At 51.9% G+C, this 14,407-nt stretch carries 18 protein-coding genes and 2 tRNA genes; 18 read left to right on the forward strand and 2 right to left on the reverse strand.

Annotation, left to right across the window (positions count from 1 at the left end; translation table 11 throughout):
• Positions 1 to 512: 512 nt before the first annotated feature.
• The 4 genes from E4U91_RS27265 (at position 513) to E4U91_RS38460 (ending at position 3,217) form a co-directional block, all read left to right on the forward strand.
• Complete coding sequence (locus E4U91_RS27265; RefSeq protein WP_137309277.1) at positions 513 to 1,358, forward strand: DUF2637 domain-containing protein; 846 nt, start codon at positions 513 to 515, stop codon at positions 1,356 to 1,358.
• Positions 1,359 to 1,688: 330 nt separating this feature from the next.
• Positions 1,689 to 1,760, forward strand: a tRNA-Val gene (locus E4U91_RS27270).
• 53 nt (positions 1,761 to 1,813) lie between these two features.
• Positions 1,814 to 1,887 (forward strand) — tRNA-Leu (locus E4U91_RS27275).
• Positions 1,888 to 2,395: 508 nt separating this feature from the next.
• Positions 2,396 to 3,217: a peptidoglycan-binding protein gene (locus E4U91_RS38460; protein ID WP_174867868.1), complete on the forward strand. Its 822-nt coding sequence runs from the start codon at positions 2,396 to 2,398 to the stop codon at positions 3,215 to 3,217.
• A gap of 397 nt (positions 3,218 to 3,614) precedes the next feature.
• On the opposite strand, the gene E4U91_RS38180 is transcribed toward E4U91_RS38460, so the two are convergent.
• Positions 3,615 to 3,764, reverse strand: a complete 150-nt coding sequence (locus E4U91_RS38180) for a hypothetical protein (RefSeq protein WP_168218164.1) — start codon at positions 3,762 to 3,764, stop codon at positions 3,615 to 3,617.
• A 136-nt stretch (positions 3,765 to 3,900) separates the two neighbouring features.
• Here E4U91_RS38180 and E4U91_RS27285 point away from each other — a divergent pair, with 136 nt between their 5' ends.
• The gene (locus E4U91_RS27285; RefSeq protein WP_137309278.1) at positions 3,901 to 4,503 is read left to right on the forward strand and encodes an HNH endonuclease; all 603 of its coding nucleotides are present in this window, start codon (positions 3,901 to 3,903) and stop codon (positions 4,501 to 4,503) included.
• A 54-nt stretch (positions 4,504 to 4,557) separates the two neighbouring features.
• Here the strand turns inward: E4U91_RS27285 and E4U91_RS27290 are convergent, their stop codons facing one another.
• Positions 4,558 to 5,109 carry an Lsr2 family DNA-binding protein gene (locus E4U91_RS27290; RefSeq protein ID WP_137309279.1) on the reverse strand — a complete coding sequence of 184 codons (552 nt, stop codon included), beginning with the start codon at positions 5,107 to 5,109 and terminating at the stop codon, positions 4,558 to 4,560.
• A 208-nt stretch (positions 5,110 to 5,317) separates the two neighbouring features.
• On the opposite strand from E4U91_RS27290, the gene E4U91_RS27295 reads away from it, so the two are divergent.
• The 13 genes from E4U91_RS27295 to E4U91_RS27355 all read left to right on the forward strand — a co-directional run bounded on the left by E4U91_RS27295 (position 5,318) and on the right by E4U91_RS27355 (position 14,399).
• Positions 5,318 to 5,617, forward strand: coding sequence for a hypothetical protein (locus E4U91_RS27295; RefSeq protein ID WP_137309280.1), 300 nt, complete (start codon positions 5,318 to 5,320; stop codon positions 5,615 to 5,617).
• Entirely contained in the window at positions 5,587 to 5,784 is a 198-nt protein-coding gene (locus E4U91_RS40115; protein WP_137309281.1) for a DUF4177 domain-containing protein, read from the forward strand. Before E4U91_RS27295 ends, E4U91_RS40115 begins: the two co-directional genes overlap by 31 nt.
• 192 nt (positions 5,785 to 5,976) lie before the next feature.
• The gene (locus E4U91_RS27305; RefSeq protein WP_137309282.1) at positions 5,977 to 6,267 is read left to right on the forward strand and encodes an HNH endonuclease; all 291 of its coding nucleotides are present in this window, start codon (positions 5,977 to 5,979) and stop codon (positions 6,265 to 6,267) included.
• 25 nt (positions 6,268 to 6,292) lie between these two features.
• Positions 6,293 to 6,484, forward strand: a complete 192-nt coding sequence (locus tag E4U91_RS27310) for a hypothetical protein (protein ID WP_137309283.1) — start codon at positions 6,293 to 6,295, stop codon at positions 6,482 to 6,484.
• Positions 6,485 to 6,862: 378 nt separating this feature from the next.
• A complete protein-coding gene (locus tag E4U91_RS27315) occupies positions 6,863 to 8,335 on the forward strand; it encodes a terminase large subunit domain-containing protein (protein ID WP_137309284.1) in 1,473 nt (490 codons plus the stop codon).
• Between the two features lie 21 nt (positions 8,336 to 8,356).
• Positions 8,357 to 9,835, forward strand: coding sequence for a phage portal protein (locus tag E4U91_RS27320; protein ID WP_241678897.1), 1,479 nt, complete (start codon positions 8,357 to 8,359; stop codon positions 9,833 to 9,835).
• Complete coding sequence (locus tag E4U91_RS27325) at positions 9,835 to 10,503, forward strand: VG15 protein (RefSeq protein ID WP_137309286.1); 669 nt, start codon at positions 9,835 to 9,837, stop codon at positions 10,501 to 10,503. The genes E4U91_RS27320 and E4U91_RS27325 overlap by 1 nt, the downstream gene beginning before the upstream one ends.
• Before the next feature lie 71 nt (positions 10,504 to 10,574).
• The gene (locus E4U91_RS27330; RefSeq protein ID WP_137309287.1) at positions 10,575 to 11,099 is read left to right on the forward strand and encodes a hypothetical protein; all 525 of its coding nucleotides are present in this window, start codon (positions 10,575 to 10,577) and stop codon (positions 11,097 to 11,099) included.
• Between the two features lie 121 nt (positions 11,100 to 11,220).
• Positions 11,221 to 12,114: a phage major capsid protein gene (locus E4U91_RS27335; protein WP_137309288.1), complete on the forward strand. Its 894-nt coding sequence runs from the start codon at positions 11,221 to 11,223 to the stop codon at positions 12,112 to 12,114.
• A 76-nt stretch (positions 12,115 to 12,190) separates the two neighbouring features.
• Complete coding sequence (locus tag E4U91_RS27340) at positions 12,191 to 12,607, forward strand: Gp19/Gp15/Gp42 family protein (RefSeq protein ID WP_137309289.1); 417 nt, start codon at positions 12,191 to 12,193, stop codon at positions 12,605 to 12,607.
• Positions 12,607 to 12,945 carry a hypothetical protein gene (locus E4U91_RS27345; protein ID WP_137309290.1) on the forward strand — a complete coding sequence of 113 codons (339 nt, stop codon included), beginning with the start codon at positions 12,607 to 12,609 and terminating at the stop codon, positions 12,943 to 12,945. Before E4U91_RS27340 ends, E4U91_RS27345 begins: the two co-directional genes overlap by 1 nt.
• 250 nt (positions 12,946 to 13,195) lie before the next feature.
• Positions 13,196 to 13,597 carry a Hint domain-containing protein gene (locus tag E4U91_RS27350; RefSeq protein WP_137309291.1) on the forward strand — a complete coding sequence of 134 codons (402 nt, stop codon included), beginning with the start codon at positions 13,196 to 13,198 and terminating at the stop codon, positions 13,595 to 13,597.
• A 220-nt stretch (positions 13,598 to 13,817) separates the two neighbouring features.
• Positions 13,818 to 14,399 carry a phage tail tube protein gene (locus E4U91_RS27355; RefSeq protein ID WP_137309292.1) on the forward strand — a complete coding sequence of 194 codons (582 nt, stop codon included), beginning with the start codon at positions 13,818 to 13,820 and terminating at the stop codon, positions 14,397 to 14,399.
• The last annotated feature ends 8 nt before the right edge of the window (positions 14,400 to 14,407 follow it).

A 14,407-nucleotide genomic window follows, 5' to 3' on the forward strand; every position in this document is an offset into this window, starting at 1 on the left:
GCCTCTAGCCATCGGTTAGGGGCTTCTTCTATGTCTAAGCAAGGACTACTGACTACCGGCCCTTCTCCCTATCCTCCGGTCTATCGGGGGACTGTCCTCCGGTACATCAGAGGACTATCCTCCGGCCAGCCGGGGGACGTTCCTCCGGTCAGCCGGGGCCTAATAATGAAGAGTAATAGAGAAGAAGAAACAGTGAAGTAGTAATAGAGAAGATAGAGCCCGCCGCTTCGCGGCGTGCTAGAGAGACAAGGAGAAGTATCTAAGCAAAGGAGAGAAGAGTAGTTCTAGCTAGTCTTCCTTTGTCTTTAGTTACCTAGACTCCTTCCTTTGCTCTTAGTTCTATAGACCCTGCTTCCCTTTGCTTCTACTTAGAAGAAGGCCGCCCGGCGGCCCAAAAGATGTCCACTAGACTTGCTTCATAATAGGTAATGACCGATAATGGATATAGTCAACAGGAGAAGTTGACAGTCCACCTAGAGAACGGAGGACATAACTAACTTAGGAGAATTGAAATGAATAAGAGTAAGATTATGCAGTGGACAGGCTTTGGCCTGGTTTTGATTGTTGCGCTAGCTGTCTCTTGGTACAGCATGGCGACTATGGCAATGGACTTCTTTGGACTACCAAAGTGGTTGGCCTATGGAGTGAGCGTTGCCTTTGATGGGGCGGCTATCTATGTAGCAGTGCTCTCAAGTGAGTACAGCAAGACCGAGGACAGTGGACTTACAGCACGTCTAGCCACTCTTGGCTTTGTAGGAGTCTCAGCTTGGCTGAACTATCAGCACGCTGTGTTGATGGGTCTAGGAGTTGCCGGACAGGTCTTCTTCCTTGCGCCACCAGTAGTGGCAGGAATCCTGTTTGAGCTGTTCCTTCGCTTTGAGAACCGTAAGGAGCTTAGGAAGCGCGGACGAGTAGCACAGGCCATGCCGGTTTACGGTAAGGCTGCTTGGCTGAGGTACCCACTGGACACCTTCAAGGGAATGTCCAGTGTCATCAAGTACCGCCTTGAGAGTGTCACCAGGACAGAAACGGCCGGTGGACAGATGGACACGTCTACTGGACAGGTGGACAAGACAGAGGACGCGTCCCCTAAGCCACTGGACACTAAGCCTGTGTCCATGAAGAAGGTGGACGTACCTAAGAGGACACGTAAGAAGGTGTCCACACCGACTGTCCAAGAGCTAGAGGACACCTTCCCAGAGCTAACGGCAGACATGTCCATTGCCAAGTTGGCTCAGGCTATCTACAAGCAGGGTGTTGAGTCTCGCCCAGAGATTCAGAGAAGGGTCTCAGTCATCAAGGGTCAGGACGTACCTCTTAACACCATCTGCAAGAGCGTCAAGCGTCTAGAACAGTAAGGCCAGGAAGAGCCGCCCAAAAAATTGGGCGGTTTTTTTCATGCGCTTTTTCAGGCCCATCCTTGCTCTAGGGGCTCAAAAAATGGTCGAAAAAATTCTAGGGTCTGCCTGTCACAGAACCCAGCACGTTCACCTTGTTATAAGTAGAAGGAAGGTTCTTCTCCATTCCCCTTCCTTCTTCTCCATAATGGTTAGGGCTGGACGGGTGTTTTCTTACTCTTCTCACCATAGGCGTCCAACACTGTGGTTCGAGTCCACACAGCCCACTACGGCTCTGTAGGTCGTTCTTTCAATTCTCTCTAACCGGGGTTCCTTTTGGAGTCTCGGCTAAGGCGCATAGCTCAGCGGTAGAGCGCTGTCTTTACACGGCAGATGTCGGGGGTTCGATTCCCTCTGTGCCTACTAGATGTGCACCTCCAATCACATCACAGCCGATAGCTGCCTCTATCGGCATTGGCTCCTTATCCCAATTGGTAGAGGACAGCGGCCTAGAACCGTTGTGTTGTCAGTTCGAGTCTGACAGGAGTCACTTACCTTGCACCCTTTTACGGCCGGGTTATGGATGCAAGGAAATACACAAACCGGGAAATAGATAAGGATGATGATGAAGACACATCTAGATGAACTAAGCAACACATACGGAACGACGGCACGAGACCTGTTTGATTCCGCAGAAGCATTGAAGAACGTAGCTGCGGTTCTTCATGGACTACATGCCCTTGAGGATAACCACCTTGAGATTCTTTACTCCGCAGCTAAGGCAGAGCGCAGAAAGCGAACCCTAAATGCGAACGAGCAGCCAGTTACTGTGACTGCTTCTTGAAACTTAGGGAGACCAGCAGGCTCCAAGGTGCAAGCCCTTGGCTCCCACAATGCCTCACAGCAGGTTGACTAACTAAAATATTCAGATGTTGTGGTGACTAAAGCCCTGCCGTGAGGCAGGCCAATTCGGCACTACCTTCCAGGCCCCCTCTTAACTGTGCAAAAACTTTGCGGGTCTATGAGAAGGAGTGCCCTTTTTCTATTTAAGGAGATTTATGACAACGGTAAGTATGGCAATCGAGATTGCCAAGAAGGAAGTTGGCTACAGAGAAGGCTACTCAAACGGCCACTGGAACAACCAAGAGAAGTACGCGGATATGGTGCCTGGTCTTGAGTGGGTAGATGACATGGCCGGTGCCTGGTGTGCTGTCTTTGTGTCTTGGGTCTATCTGAAGGCGGGTTTGCCTAAGGATGCCTATTGCACAACAGCCTCAGTAGCTCAGGCTAGAGACTGGGCTAAGAAGAACGGTCGCTTCAGTCAGTATCCTGCAATTGGTGCTATGGCTCTGTTCGGAACAAGCGGCTCAGAACACACCGGAATCGTCTATGCCTACGATGACACCTACATCTACACAGTAGAAGGCAACACAAATGCTGACGGTAGTGCAGAAGGAAACGGCGTTTACCTAAAGAAGCGTGAGCGTAGGTCTAGCCGAACCTATGGCTACCTCTATCCAAAGTTCCCTGAGGGCATCGTTTCTGCTGACCCTGACTGGAAGAGCCAGGCTCCTAAGCCTGAGACTCCTCAGCCAGCAGACCCTAAGCCAGTCGCACCTAAGTTCCCAGGTGCTAGTCACTTCAAGCTAGGAGTGCGAGACAACTGGGTGACTGTCCTTGGTAAGGCAATGATTAAGGCTGGCATCGCTAAGCATGGTGACGTTGATGGCTACCAGGCTGGTCCCTTGTTCACTGAGTATGACCTAGCCAACGTTCGAGACTTCCAGAGACAGCAGGGATGGTCAGGCAGTGATGCCAACGGCTATCCAGGACCAGAGACATGGAAGCGAATCTTCAAGAAGGCGGGTTATGCCGTGTGAGAGAGACCTTCTACTTCTGCCTTGACTGCCTCGTAGCAAGGTTCTCAGTAGAGGCTAAGGAGACGTGTCCAGTCTGCTCTATGCCTATGACTCCCTCAGGTTGGAGTCAGAGTAGCCCTGAGAAGGGCTCTCACGGCCCCGTGGAGGCTCTAGCAGACTGAGCCGGTACGAGGAGACCCCGGAAACGGCAGAACGGCTCTCAGAGCCTCAGGTCACCAGGGAGAGCGGTACAAAAGTTGCTACAAGATTTGCCGGCCTCCCTGGGCCAGGCGCACGCGTCGTGCAGCAGCTCGGCACCGACCGAGGATGAGCACCAGGAGCAAGGACACCCCAGACATGCAGAGAACCCCTGAGAGCGAGTCTCAGGGGCTTCCTGGGGGAGTTCGGGCGGGGTTGGTCAGACGACCCTCACAGACACGATGGTGAGCTGAATGCCCTTCTCCTGAAGAGCCTTCTCAACCTTCTCCTTGGCCTTAGCTTCAGAAGAAGCCACGGGGTAAACAATCTTCTCGTTAGAGAGAGTGACTGCGTACTTCTTGAGCCTCATTGGCTTCCCCTTTCGCTTAAGAAGGACTCTAACAGAGAGACGGCTCTAGAACAAGATGAAAGGGTCGTGTCACGAAATGGTCGTGTGACCACTCTTTATAAGTAGAGGGGTAACCTCATCTAACTAAGGAGTGGACATGAAGACATGTAGTAGATGCAAGCGAGAGAAGCCGTACGAGGCTTTCGGAGTTGCTAGAAGCAAGAAGGACGGATACAAGAGCCGTTGCAAGCAGTGCGAGAAGGAAGTAAGAGAGCTTCCAGAGAATAAGGCAAAGAAGGCGGCTCAAGACAAGGCTTACAGGGAAGCCAACCCAGATAAGGTCAAGGAGTGCAAGAAGCGTTGGAACGAGTCAGAGCGCAAGAAGGAATATCAGCGTGAGTGGCAGAGAGCCAATGCGGACAGGCGTAAGGCGTATGACACCAAGTACCTAGTAGAAAACCGGGCGGCGGTGCTGGAGAGACAGAGACTTATCCAGCACACAAGAAGGAGCACATACCGAGAAGGAGACATGCCTAACGGTTCATGGTCTGCCTTGCTGAGAGTCTATGAGAAGTGTCTTAAGTGTGGAGCGACAGAAGACCTACAGCTAGACCACGTTCTTCCTTTGGCTAAGGGTGGCAGGCATGAACTAGCTAATGCTCAGGTTCTATGCGGTGACTGTAATAACAGGAAGAACGATAAGTACGTTGACTATAGAGACCCTGCTAAGGGAATCTTGGTAGACACTAAGACGACATGACAAAGCCCCTAGCTCGAAAGCCAGGGGCTCAGTCAGGGGATGAGGGGGAGAAGGTCAGCCGTTAGCGTGAGTCTTCTCATACAGGTCAATGAAGGTCTGAGGGACCCTCCCCTTGTCGTTGATGGGCTTACCGTCCACCTTGATGTCGTTGGCCTGAGCCCAGCGACGGACAGCGGCGGTGTCCACACCAGAGGGGAGCGTCTGAGGCTTGTAGCCACCACGGGAGATGCTGGGAGCCTGCTTCTCACGCGCACCCTTCACGAAGGGAGCCAGAGCCTTCAGGAGCTTGTCACGCGACGCGGGAGACATGTCCACCTCGTAGTGAACGGTCTTCCAGAACGTCTCGGCCTTGAGCTTGGTGGAGCCGTCCTCGTTCTTCTCAGGCTCTCCGTCATCCCCGATGACCTCAACCTCTTCGGTCGCCTCAACCGGCATGGCGAAGGAGTAGGTCTGAACACCCTCGGTGGTCTTACCGTCCACATCGTCCGTGGTGACCACCTTGATGTAGGTGTCAATCTCACCCACACCCGGAACGTTCACCTTGACGGCCTGAACCCCAGGCTCGTCCTTCTGGTCGGCCGATACGGGAAGTGCGCTGGTAGCCATCTTGGCTCCCCCTTCTGACCAGGGCTTGAAGCCCTAGAAGCTGACTGAGTGAGGGGACTCTAGCACACCTAAGACCTAGGGAGTCAACTACCTACTCGTTTTAGGTCTAAAGTCTTGAATATTTAATGTCACAGTCTTGCGTGAGTACGACTTGTTACTAGTAGAAGGACTTAAAACTTAAGGAGGTAGGACCCCATGAAGTCTGAGTATGAACACTTCCTCTGTGACTGTGGCTGGTTCTGCCGAGTCCTTAAGGAAGCTAAGGCCATGGTCTATCACTGTGGCAACGAATGTAAGAAAACGGCCGGTGGTGAGGAGGCAAGCAATGAGTGAAGCAACAGATAAGAAGGCTGCACTAAACGATGTACAGAATGCTTTCTATAGCGACGTGGCTAAATACATCACTGATGTATACGGATGGTTCAAGGCACTGAAGGAAGAAGATGTTCCCGCAGTCCTAGAGGTTATCCACCTTGAATGGCTAGAGAGATTGGAGGAGACAGAGTGAAGTTCGAATACAAGCGCGTTGTAGTTCCGGGCGGGTTCCGAATGACAGAGGAAGCCCTGAATGAACTAGGTGCACAAGGATGGGAGCTAGTTCATGTGGACCCAACTTCAAGAGAATGGTTCTTCAAGAAGCAGGCTCGTACAACACGTACTAAGAAAGCCGAGTGATGGAAGTAAAGAAGTACATCAATGGATACAACGAAAGACTAGACGCTCTCCTTGAGGGAGAGACGGTCTGGCGAATCAACGGCGACAAGGGATTGCGTCCAATCGTTGCCGACTCGAAAGAGGAAGCAATCGAGAAGTACAAGGCAATACCCAAGCGTCCGTATTAAAACGCCCGGCGGTAAGGGAGGGAGCATGAAAGACCCAAGAAGAAACCTAAGAAGCTACAGGAACAAGGTAGCCAGAGAGAAGAACAAGGCAAGCAAGATGAAGGAGCCAACTCTATGTCATCTATGCGGAAAGGCTATCGACCTCACCTTGCCCTACTTTGATGCAATGGCATTCACGCTTGACCATCTAGAAAGTCTCAAGTCAGGTGGACACATTCTCGGTCCGACTCTTCCCGCTCATCGCTCATGCAACAGCAAGAAGGGAGACGGCCTCAAGGCTGACCCTCTTGAAGGAGCTACAAGGAAGTGGCTCTGACCAATAACAGTAGAAGAGGTAACACATGACACTAGCAATCAGGATTGAGTATCCAAATGACAGAGCAATTGATGCATCTGGCGATACTCTCGAAGAGCTTATTGAAGCAGTCAATGTAGCTATCGCAACCCTTTGGGGTAAGCGAAAGTACGGAGACAACGCAGTAACACTTGAAGAGATTGAGCAGTGGCTTAATCAGGCCAAGCAGGCTGAGTGACCCTAGGGGGTAGCCCCCCACCCCCGGCGTCACGGCACACCACGCGGCATTGCGTCAATCCCCCCGTGAGTTAGAACCCCAAGAGGGTGGGGGAGAGGCATTGAATAACAGAAGCAATAGCAATAGGAGCCCGTAGCCAGATTGGCGCGGGCTTTCCTTATGCCCAAAAGACTTAATGAAAGGAGGTCCCTTAGATGGAAGACCTAGTAACAGCGGCTCTTTCAGGAGACAGACGAGCGACGCTCATTGCTCTAAGGGACCGTCTTGCAGAAGAAATCGTAACGGCAGGAGCAAGAGACCTAGCCCCTTTGTCTCGTCAGTTCAGGGACGTAATCCGAGAGCTTGACGAATTGCCGGACAGGGAGGAGGTGAGCGCTCTTGACGACATTGCTAGACGAGAAGCTGAACGACGTACCAAGCGTAGGAAGTCAGACACCAAGACTGAGTCTGATTCCTGAGAGCTTCTACGGCGACACGTGGGAAACGGCGGTAGAGCTAGCAGCCAAGTACAAGCTAGACCTTGATGAGTGGCAACAGAACGTCCTTAAGGGATGGATGGGGGAGCGAGAGAACGAGACTTGGACATGTGCCTTGTGTGGTCTCTCAGTACCGCGTCAGAACGGAAAGGGCGGGGTTCTAGAAGCGCGAGAGCTTTACGGCTTGGTGATGCGCAGAGAAAGAATCCTTCACACCGCTCACGAATTGAAGACGGCTAAAGACCACTTCCGTCGAATGAAGTTCTACTTTGAGAACGATGAGTTCCCAGACCTAAAAAAGATGGTCAAGCGAATCTCTAACGTCAATGGTGAAGAAGCCATCTGGCTAGAGAACGGCGGAGTAATCCGATTCGTAGCCCGCTCTAAGGGCTCCGGTCGTGGTTTCACTGCTGACCTTCTCGTGTGCGATGAGGCACAGGAGATGGACGATGACAGGTATGAAGCACTTCAGTACACCCTAGCTACTTCAAAGAATCCTCAGACGATTCTTACGGGTACCCCACCGGCACCGAACATGAACGGTGAGGTATTTCAGCGCTTCCGTGACTCTGCTTTGCGAGACAAGGTAGACCGCTTGTGCTGGCTCGAATGGTCAGCAGAAAGAAGCGATGACCTAGACAGCTTCTCTACTTGGGCAAAGGCTAATCCGGCGCTTGGATACCGCCTTGACCTTGAGAAGACTCAGAACGAGAGAAGCGGTTCTAGTGATGAAGGTTTCGCACGAGAGCGTCTAGGCATGTGGCAAAGCCTAACGGCTAAGTCAGTCTTTGATATGGAGGCTTGGGAAAAGCTTATATATCGGGTAGACCCTGATGGGCCTTACGCCTTTGCTGTTGATGTCTCACCTATGCGAGACAGGGCAAGTATCGCCATGGCCACTTACTTGGACGGAAAGATTCAGGTTCAGATTGTGGCCAACGATGCCGGTACGGCATGGCTTCCTGACGCTCTGTATGAGCTTCAGAGGAAGTATCATCCTGTCGCTTTGGCCATTGACGTTAACTCTCCTGCTGGCTCTCTAATCCCTCAGCTAAAGGCTAAGAGGGTCCGAATGCTACTGACCGGAGAAAAGGAAGTACGTCACGGCTCAGGAGCCTTCTTCGATGGAGTCAACAATGGCACCATCCTTCACGTAGGTCAGGATGCACTTACAACGGCGGTAGCCAATGCCAAGAAAAGAGCTATTGGTGATGCCTTTGGTTGGGACAAGAAGAACGCTTCTGTAGACCTAACCCCACTCGTTGCAGCTACGGCGGCTGCACATGCTTTGACTCTCCGCAGACCACTACGTGAGAAGAGAGAAGAGGCAGAAGAAAAGCCTAAGAGGCGACAAAGACTAGTCGCCATTCAATAGAAAATTTGAGAGGTGATAAAGATGGCAGTAGCTGTCTACCTCCCAAACCTGACCGTAAGCGAGGATGAGCTAGCACTAGTTGAAGTGATGCTAAAGAGGTTGGCTTACTACATTCCAAGGAATCAGGTAGCGGAGGATTATTACGAAGGCAAGCGAAAGCTGGATAACATCAGCTCTTCCATTCCGCCTCACCTACAGAACCTAAGAACTGTAGTTGGTTGGGCCGGTATCTCAGTAGACGTTCTTGATGAGCGTCTTGACTGGCAAGGATGGATTAGCGAATCCGGCAAGGACTTTGGCCTACGTGACGTTTACACACAGAACAACCTAGCCATGGAGTCAAGCCTAGGTCACCTAGACACCTTGATTTATGGAACGTCATTCGTGACAGTCGGCGCGGGTTATGAAGGAGAACCTTCACCCCTAATCAGTGTCGAGTCACCTATGAGAATGACAGGCATCTGGGATAGCCGACTACGCAGACTGTCAGCGGCTCTAGGTGTCAATGCGATTGATGAGAGCACAAAGCAGGTGTCAGAGGTAACCCTTTACATGCCTTACGCGAACATCACGCTAGGCAAGGTTGCTGGAATCTGGCAGGTTCTAGACAGGGATGACCACAACCTAGGACGAGTCATGGTTGTTCAGATGACCAACCGTTCAAGGGCTTCTAGAGAAGGGGGACGCTCTGAGATTACTAGGGGCATTCGTTCTCTTGTAGACCAGGGAGTAAGAACGCTTCTTGGTATGGAGATTAACCGGGAGTTCTACTCCATCCCTCAGAAGTACATCCTTGGTGCCGACATGTCTATGTTCATGGACGATGACGGAAACATGCGTCCGGCATGGCAGACCATTCAGGGTCAGGTAGTAGCCATTGAAGACCCGATTGATGAAGACACAGACAGGCCAGACCAGACGAGAAGGCCGGAGATTGGTCAGTTCAATGCTGCCTCTCCTGCACCTTATGCAGAACAGCTAAAGGTTCTCTCTCAGATGGTTGCTGCTGAGGCGGCTCTACCTTCTGGATACTTTGGCTTTGTCACTGAGAACCCTTCTTCTGCTGACGCTATCCGTCAGGAAGAGGCAAGGCTTATCAAGAGGGCCGAGCGTAAGCAGCTCTCCTTTGGTCATTCATGGATGGAAGTAGGAAGGCTCTCCGTACTTGTGAGAGAGGGCAGTGACGCTGACCTCAGTGAGTTCAACAGCGTCTCTGTGAAGTGGCGCGACGCGGCCACCCCTACCCGTTCTGCGGCTGCTGATGAGGCTTCCAAGCTCATCGCTGCTGGCGTGCTACCGGCTGACTCCTCAGTGACATGGGACCGACTTGGCTTCAGTCCCCAGGAGCAGGAGCGGCTAGCCAGTGACCTACGTCGGGCACGTGGAGCTGCTTCCCTCCAGGAGGCCATTCGTGCGGCTGTCACAGCCCCCAGCACCACAGACCCAGCGGTAGAGGCTCCTGGTGACACCCGAGCCGGCTCAGAGGAGGCGGCTGCCTGATGGCTACGGCGACGGCTGTACGGGACTACAAGGAAGCACAGGGAGGCATCAGCCGCCTTGCTGAGAGAGAGCTACGGCTCTTCTTCCTGAGCCTCGACCTTACGAACATCGTCGCTACAACCAATGCCCTTCAAATCTTCATGCCAGAACTAGTGACTGAGTACGGAGAGATGGGGGCGGCTGTAGCGATTGACTTCTATGACGAACTACGAGAAGCAAGCAATGCAGCCAAGCCGTTCAAGGCACTCATGGGAGAAATCCCAGAACAAAAGGCTGTGCAGGCTTCTGTTAGATGGGCTGTTGGTCCGCTCTTCCAAACGGAGTCAAACCCAGCACAGGCCCTGAGCAATCTGACTGAAGTGAACGACAGGTTCGTTAAGCAGACTGCTAGAAACACCATCTTCCACAGTGCACAGAAGGACCCTTCAAAGGCTAGCTATGCAAGGGTTCCCTCTGGTGCCAAGACTTGTAAGTTTTGCCTCATGCTTGCTTCAAGAGGGGCGGTATACGCCAACTCGAAGAAGGCGGGAGAGAACAACAAGTATCACGGCCACTGTGATTGCCAGGTCATTCCCATGTGGGATGGAGACGAATACCCAGAAGGCTACGACCCTGAGAGCCTTTATGACCAATACATCGCTTTGGAAGTAGCGAAGCAGGGTCACTAAGACAACCTACTGAGGGAGACACCGCACGGAGTCAACCTAATACATAGCCGAAACGGCGGAAGGGAAAAGGAATGTCTGACAACGCTGAGACGATTGAGGCTCTAGGAGAGCTAGTCAATCCACAGGAAAACAACGAGGAAGAGTCAAAGAAGGAAGTTGCTGAGCCTGAGGCACCTAAGGAAACTCCTGCACAGGAGGAAGAGGCCGACGACGACACAAAGCCTGACACTGACTGGAAGGCAGCATCCCGTAAGTGGGAAGACAGAGCCAAGGCAAATAAGGCTGCTGCTGATGAACTACCTAAGGTGACTGCAAAGCTTGAGGCAGCCACTAAGGAACTAGCCGAACAGAAGAAGGCTACTCAAGATGCTCAAGCAGAACTGATGCGCTTCCGGGTTGCCGCTAAGTATGCAATCACTGAGGAGCACATGAACCTATTTCTGACAGGTTCAGACGAAGAGACTTTGGAGAAGCAGGCGGCGGCTCTTAGCGAGCGTACCCCTAAGACTCCAAGACCAGACCGAGCACAGGGCAACCGTAACGGTTCTGGTGCTACATCCAATGCTGACGCTTTTGCTGCGGCATTGGGACTCTGACGCGTAGAGCGTCAAGACAAACACATAAAGCCAGACAAGACGTAGGGCTATCGGCATTCGGCCGGTGGCCCTTTTTCTATGCCCTGGCACAAACCATCTACGAAAGGAGGCATTTATTTAAATGCCTAACATTGCCCGTAACACTTCAGGGGTATCTCTACCTCTTAGTGTTTCCGATGAAATCTGGGGTAACACCCAGGAGGCTAGCGCTGTCATGCGTCTAGCTCGAAAGATTAACCTTCCTGGTTCTGGCGTAACCGTCCCTATGGTGACTGGTGACGCTCAGGCTGATTGGGTTGCAGAGACAAACGAGAAGCCAGTTTCAGACGCTACCGTTAGCAATAAGAGCATCACGCCTTACAAGCTAGCTGTAATCGAGACCTTCTCTAATGAGTTCAAGCGTGACATCCCTGGTCTTTACGAGGAGCTAGCACGTCGTCTACCTAACGCTCTTGCTCTTAAGTTTGACCAGACTGTATTCCACGCTACTACGGCTCCAGGTTCTAACTTTGACCTGCTTAAGAACGCTCCTGCCCTAACGGTAGACGGTACCGGTACCTACGCTGACCTTGTAGCTATCGACGCTGCTATTGCTAACGCTGGTGGAGTTCTTGACGGATGGGTCTTCTCTCCTAAGGGAAAGGCGGTTCTTCTTAACGCTTCTGACTCAACCAACCGTCCACTATTCCTAAGCAACCTACAGGCTGAGGGTGGAATCAATCAGGTTCTAGGTTCTCCGCTTGTAGTTGCTCGCTCTGCTTACAAGGCAGATGCGGCCGGTGACGATGGTGAGGTTATTGGTTTCGCTGGTGACTGGACTTCAGCCGTATACGGAACTGTAAACGGTATTGAGGTTTCTATGTCTGACCAGGCAACCGTAAACAAGGCTGGTACTCAGCTCAACCTATGGCAGCGAAACATGTTCGCTCTTCGTGTTGAGGTTGAGATTGGTTTTGCCGTTAAGAACATCAACCACTTTGTGAAGATTACTTCTGGCGTCAACACTGTTGCCTAATCGCTTGATTGGCAGTTGAAGGGGCGGCTTCTCGTGAGTCGCCCCTTTCCCATTACAGAAAGAAGGAGGTAAGTCAATGACTTACGCAACATATGAGGACGTTGTAAAGCGATGGACCGGAGAGGTTGAGCTAACGGCTCCTCAGGAACAGATTGAAACCCTTCTAGATGACGCTGAAGACACCATTCTCATTGAGTTCCCCAACCTTCACGACAGAGTGGATAGCGGAGAGCTTAGAGAAGCAACGGTAATCAGAGTTGAAGCCCGAATGGTCACAAGGCACCTGCGTAACCCTGAGGGTGTTAGAAGCGCTCAGCTAGGAGCCGGACCATACCAGCAGACAACGACTTACGGAGGAGACGAGCCAGGAGCCCTATACCTCACGGATGACGACAGGCGAGAGCTTAGAGGGTCTATCCGAGCAAGAGGAAAGGTCTTCATGGTGGATACGACTCCGCCTTGCACCCGCTCCTATGACGGGTGGTGGTTTTGATGACTCTCAAGGCTAAGTGGTCCATTGGCATCAAGCGCTACCAGACAGGGGCCGAGGATGCCCACGGAAACCCGGTAGAGAGCTGGGGGCCAACAGAGCTAGTGGACGTATATGCAATCGCTCCTACGTCCTCTACAGAGCCTTCAGTGCCCGGTAGAGAGGCTGTCATTGATGGTCTCGCCGTTCTGTCTCCAAAGGACTACGGCATTACTGCTCAAGACCGGGCGGTTATCGGAGACGACGAATACACCATTGAAGGAAGCCTAGCCAACTGGAATCTAGGACCATTTGAGTTCAAGCCAGGCTTTCAGTTCATCTTGAAGAAGGTGAATGGCTAATGGCTCAGCAGATTACATGGAACATGGGAGGCTTCAAGAAGATTCGTAAGTCTCCAGAGATGCAAGCAGTTCTTCAGAAGGTCATTGACGACATGCTGAATGAGCTAGGTGAAGGCTATGAGGGAGACGTTGAAGACGGTCGCACTCGTGCCCGTGGTGGAGTCGTAACGGCTTCCATTGAGGCCAAGCGAGAGAACGCAAGAGACAACACACTACTAAGGGCTTTGGCTAATGCGAGGAGGGGTGGCTAATGGCAACAGAAGTTATTGCCTTTCCTGACGCTGAGGCTTTGGTTATCAGCTACCTGAAGCCAAAGATGGGCGGAGTAACGGTAACGACAAAGGTTCCCAATCCACGTCCGGCTAATGGAAAGCTCATCAAGGTAACGAGACTGGGCGGTAGTCAGCTTAGGCTAAATGCCGACTCTCCTCTGCTTGCCTTTGAGTGTTGGGGCTCAACCACTGTAGAAGCTTCTGAGCTATGCAGGCTGGCTAGAGCCTATGTAACAGCTATGGCAGGCGAGAAGGTGAATGGGACTTGGGTCTACAAGGTTAGAGAAGTAGGAGGTCCCGCTTTCTTCCCTGACCCTGATTCAGACTCTCCCCGCTATCAGTTCTCTGTAGCAATCGACATGAAGGGAGTTGCCCTATGAGGCTAGTGAACCCAAACGTTCCTGGCTGGGAGGTTGACCTTCCAGACAAGGAAAAGGGACTTATTAAGGACCATCTTGACGCCGGATGGCAAGAGATGTCCGTAAAGCGTAGGTCTACCAAGAAGGTAGAGAGCGCTTCTAAGGCTCAGGTAACTGAGACAAACGAATCATCCCCAGACACAACGGCTGAGGGAGAATAAATTTAAGGATGGTATAAAAGATGGCAAATAACTCTGCCAACGTACTTGCAGGAAAGCCGCTAGCGACGGGTGGTGTTCTAGTAGCTCCAACCGGTACTGCTGCACCAGTAGACGCTATGACTGCTCTAAACGCATCATTCAAGGCTCTTGGTTATGTCGGTGAGGATGGTCTTACCGAGTCAGCAGAGCGCTCAACCGACAAGATTAAGGCTTGGGGTGGAGACGTAGTTAAGGTTGTTCAGACTGACTATGCAGTGACTTACAGCTTCACGCTGATTGAGACTCTTAACTCTGACGTACTAAAGGCTGTTCATGGTGCAGGCAACGTTACGACTACTGCTGCTACTTCAACCAAGGGAACCCTTCACGCCGTAAAGCTGAATGGTGACACCCTTCCAAGACAGTCATTCGTCTTTGAGGTTAAGGATGGTGACGCTCGTATCCGTATCTACGTTCCTCAGGGACAGATTACAGAGGTTGGAGAGGTTACCTACTCTGACGAAGATGTCATTGGTTACGAGGTAACTGTAGAGGCATTCCGTGACGCAACTGCTGGTGCTAATGCAATCAAGTACATTGATGATGGTGTCTTCTCTAGCTGAGTCTAGGG

The sequence above is a fragment of the Streptomyces lasalocidi genome, assembly GCF_005280215.1.
Lineage (GTDB): Bacteria > Actinomycetota > Actinomycetes > Streptomycetales > Streptomycetaceae > Streptomyces > Streptomyces longwoodensis.

Excerpts from the sequence above, each read along its gene's own strand:
- E4U91_RS27265 (WP_137309277.1), top strand. The coding sequence starts at position 513 with ATGAATAAGAGTAAGATTATGCAGTGGACAGGCTTTGGCCTGGTTTTG.
- E4U91_RS38460 (WP_174867868.1), top strand. The coding sequence starts at position 2,396 with ATGACAACGGTAAGTATGGCAATCGAGATTGCCAAGAAGGAAGTTGGC.
- E4U91_RS38180 (WP_168218164.1), bottom strand. The coding sequence starts at position 3,764 with ATGAGGCTCAAGAAGTACGCAGTCACTCTCTCTAACGAGAAGATTGTT.
- E4U91_RS27285 (WP_137309278.1), top strand. The coding sequence starts at position 3,901 with ATGAAGACATGTAGTAGATGCAAGCGAGAGAAGCCGTACGAGGCTTTC.
- E4U91_RS27290 (WP_137309279.1), bottom strand. The coding sequence starts at position 5,109 with ATGGCTACCAGCGCACTTCCCGTATCGGCCGACCAGAAGGACGAGCCT.
- E4U91_RS27295 (WP_137309280.1), top strand. The coding sequence starts at position 5,318 with ATGAACACTTCCTCTGTGACTGTGGCTGGTTCTGCCGAGTCCTTAAGG.
- E4U91_RS40115 (WP_137309281.1), top strand. The coding sequence starts at position 5,587 with ATGGCTAGAGAGATTGGAGGAGACAGAGTGAAGTTCGAATACAAGCGC.
- E4U91_RS27305 (WP_137309282.1), top strand. The coding sequence starts at position 5,977 with ATGAAAGACCCAAGAAGAAACCTAAGAAGCTACAGGAACAAGGTAGCC.
- E4U91_RS27310 (WP_137309283.1), top strand. The coding sequence starts at position 6,293 with ATGACACTAGCAATCAGGATTGAGTATCCAAATGACAGAGCAATTGAT.
- E4U91_RS27320 (WP_241678897.1), top strand. The coding sequence starts at position 8,357 with ATGGCAGTAGCTGTCTACCTCCCAAACCTGACCGTAAGCGAGGATGAG.
- E4U91_RS27325 (WP_137309286.1), top strand. The coding sequence starts at position 9,835 with ATGGCTACGGCGACGGCTGTACGGGACTACAAGGAAGCACAGGGAGGC.
- E4U91_RS27330 (WP_137309287.1), top strand. The coding sequence starts at position 10,575 with ATGTCTGACAACGCTGAGACGATTGAGGCTCTAGGAGAGCTAGTCAAT.
- E4U91_RS27335 (WP_137309288.1), top strand. The coding sequence starts at position 11,221 with ATGCCTAACATTGCCCGTAACACTTCAGGGGTATCTCTACCTCTTAGT.
- E4U91_RS27340 (WP_137309289.1), top strand. The coding sequence starts at position 12,191 with ATGACTTACGCAACATATGAGGACGTTGTAAAGCGATGGACCGGAGAG.
- E4U91_RS27345 (WP_137309290.1), top strand. The coding sequence starts at position 12,607 with ATGACTCTCAAGGCTAAGTGGTCCATTGGCATCAAGCGCTACCAGACA.
- E4U91_RS27350 (WP_137309291.1), top strand. The coding sequence starts at position 13,196 with ATGGCAACAGAAGTTATTGCCTTTCCTGACGCTGAGGCTTTGGTTATC.
- E4U91_RS27355 (WP_137309292.1), top strand. The coding sequence starts at position 13,818 with ATGGCAAATAACTCTGCCAACGTACTTGCAGGAAAGCCGCTAGCGACG.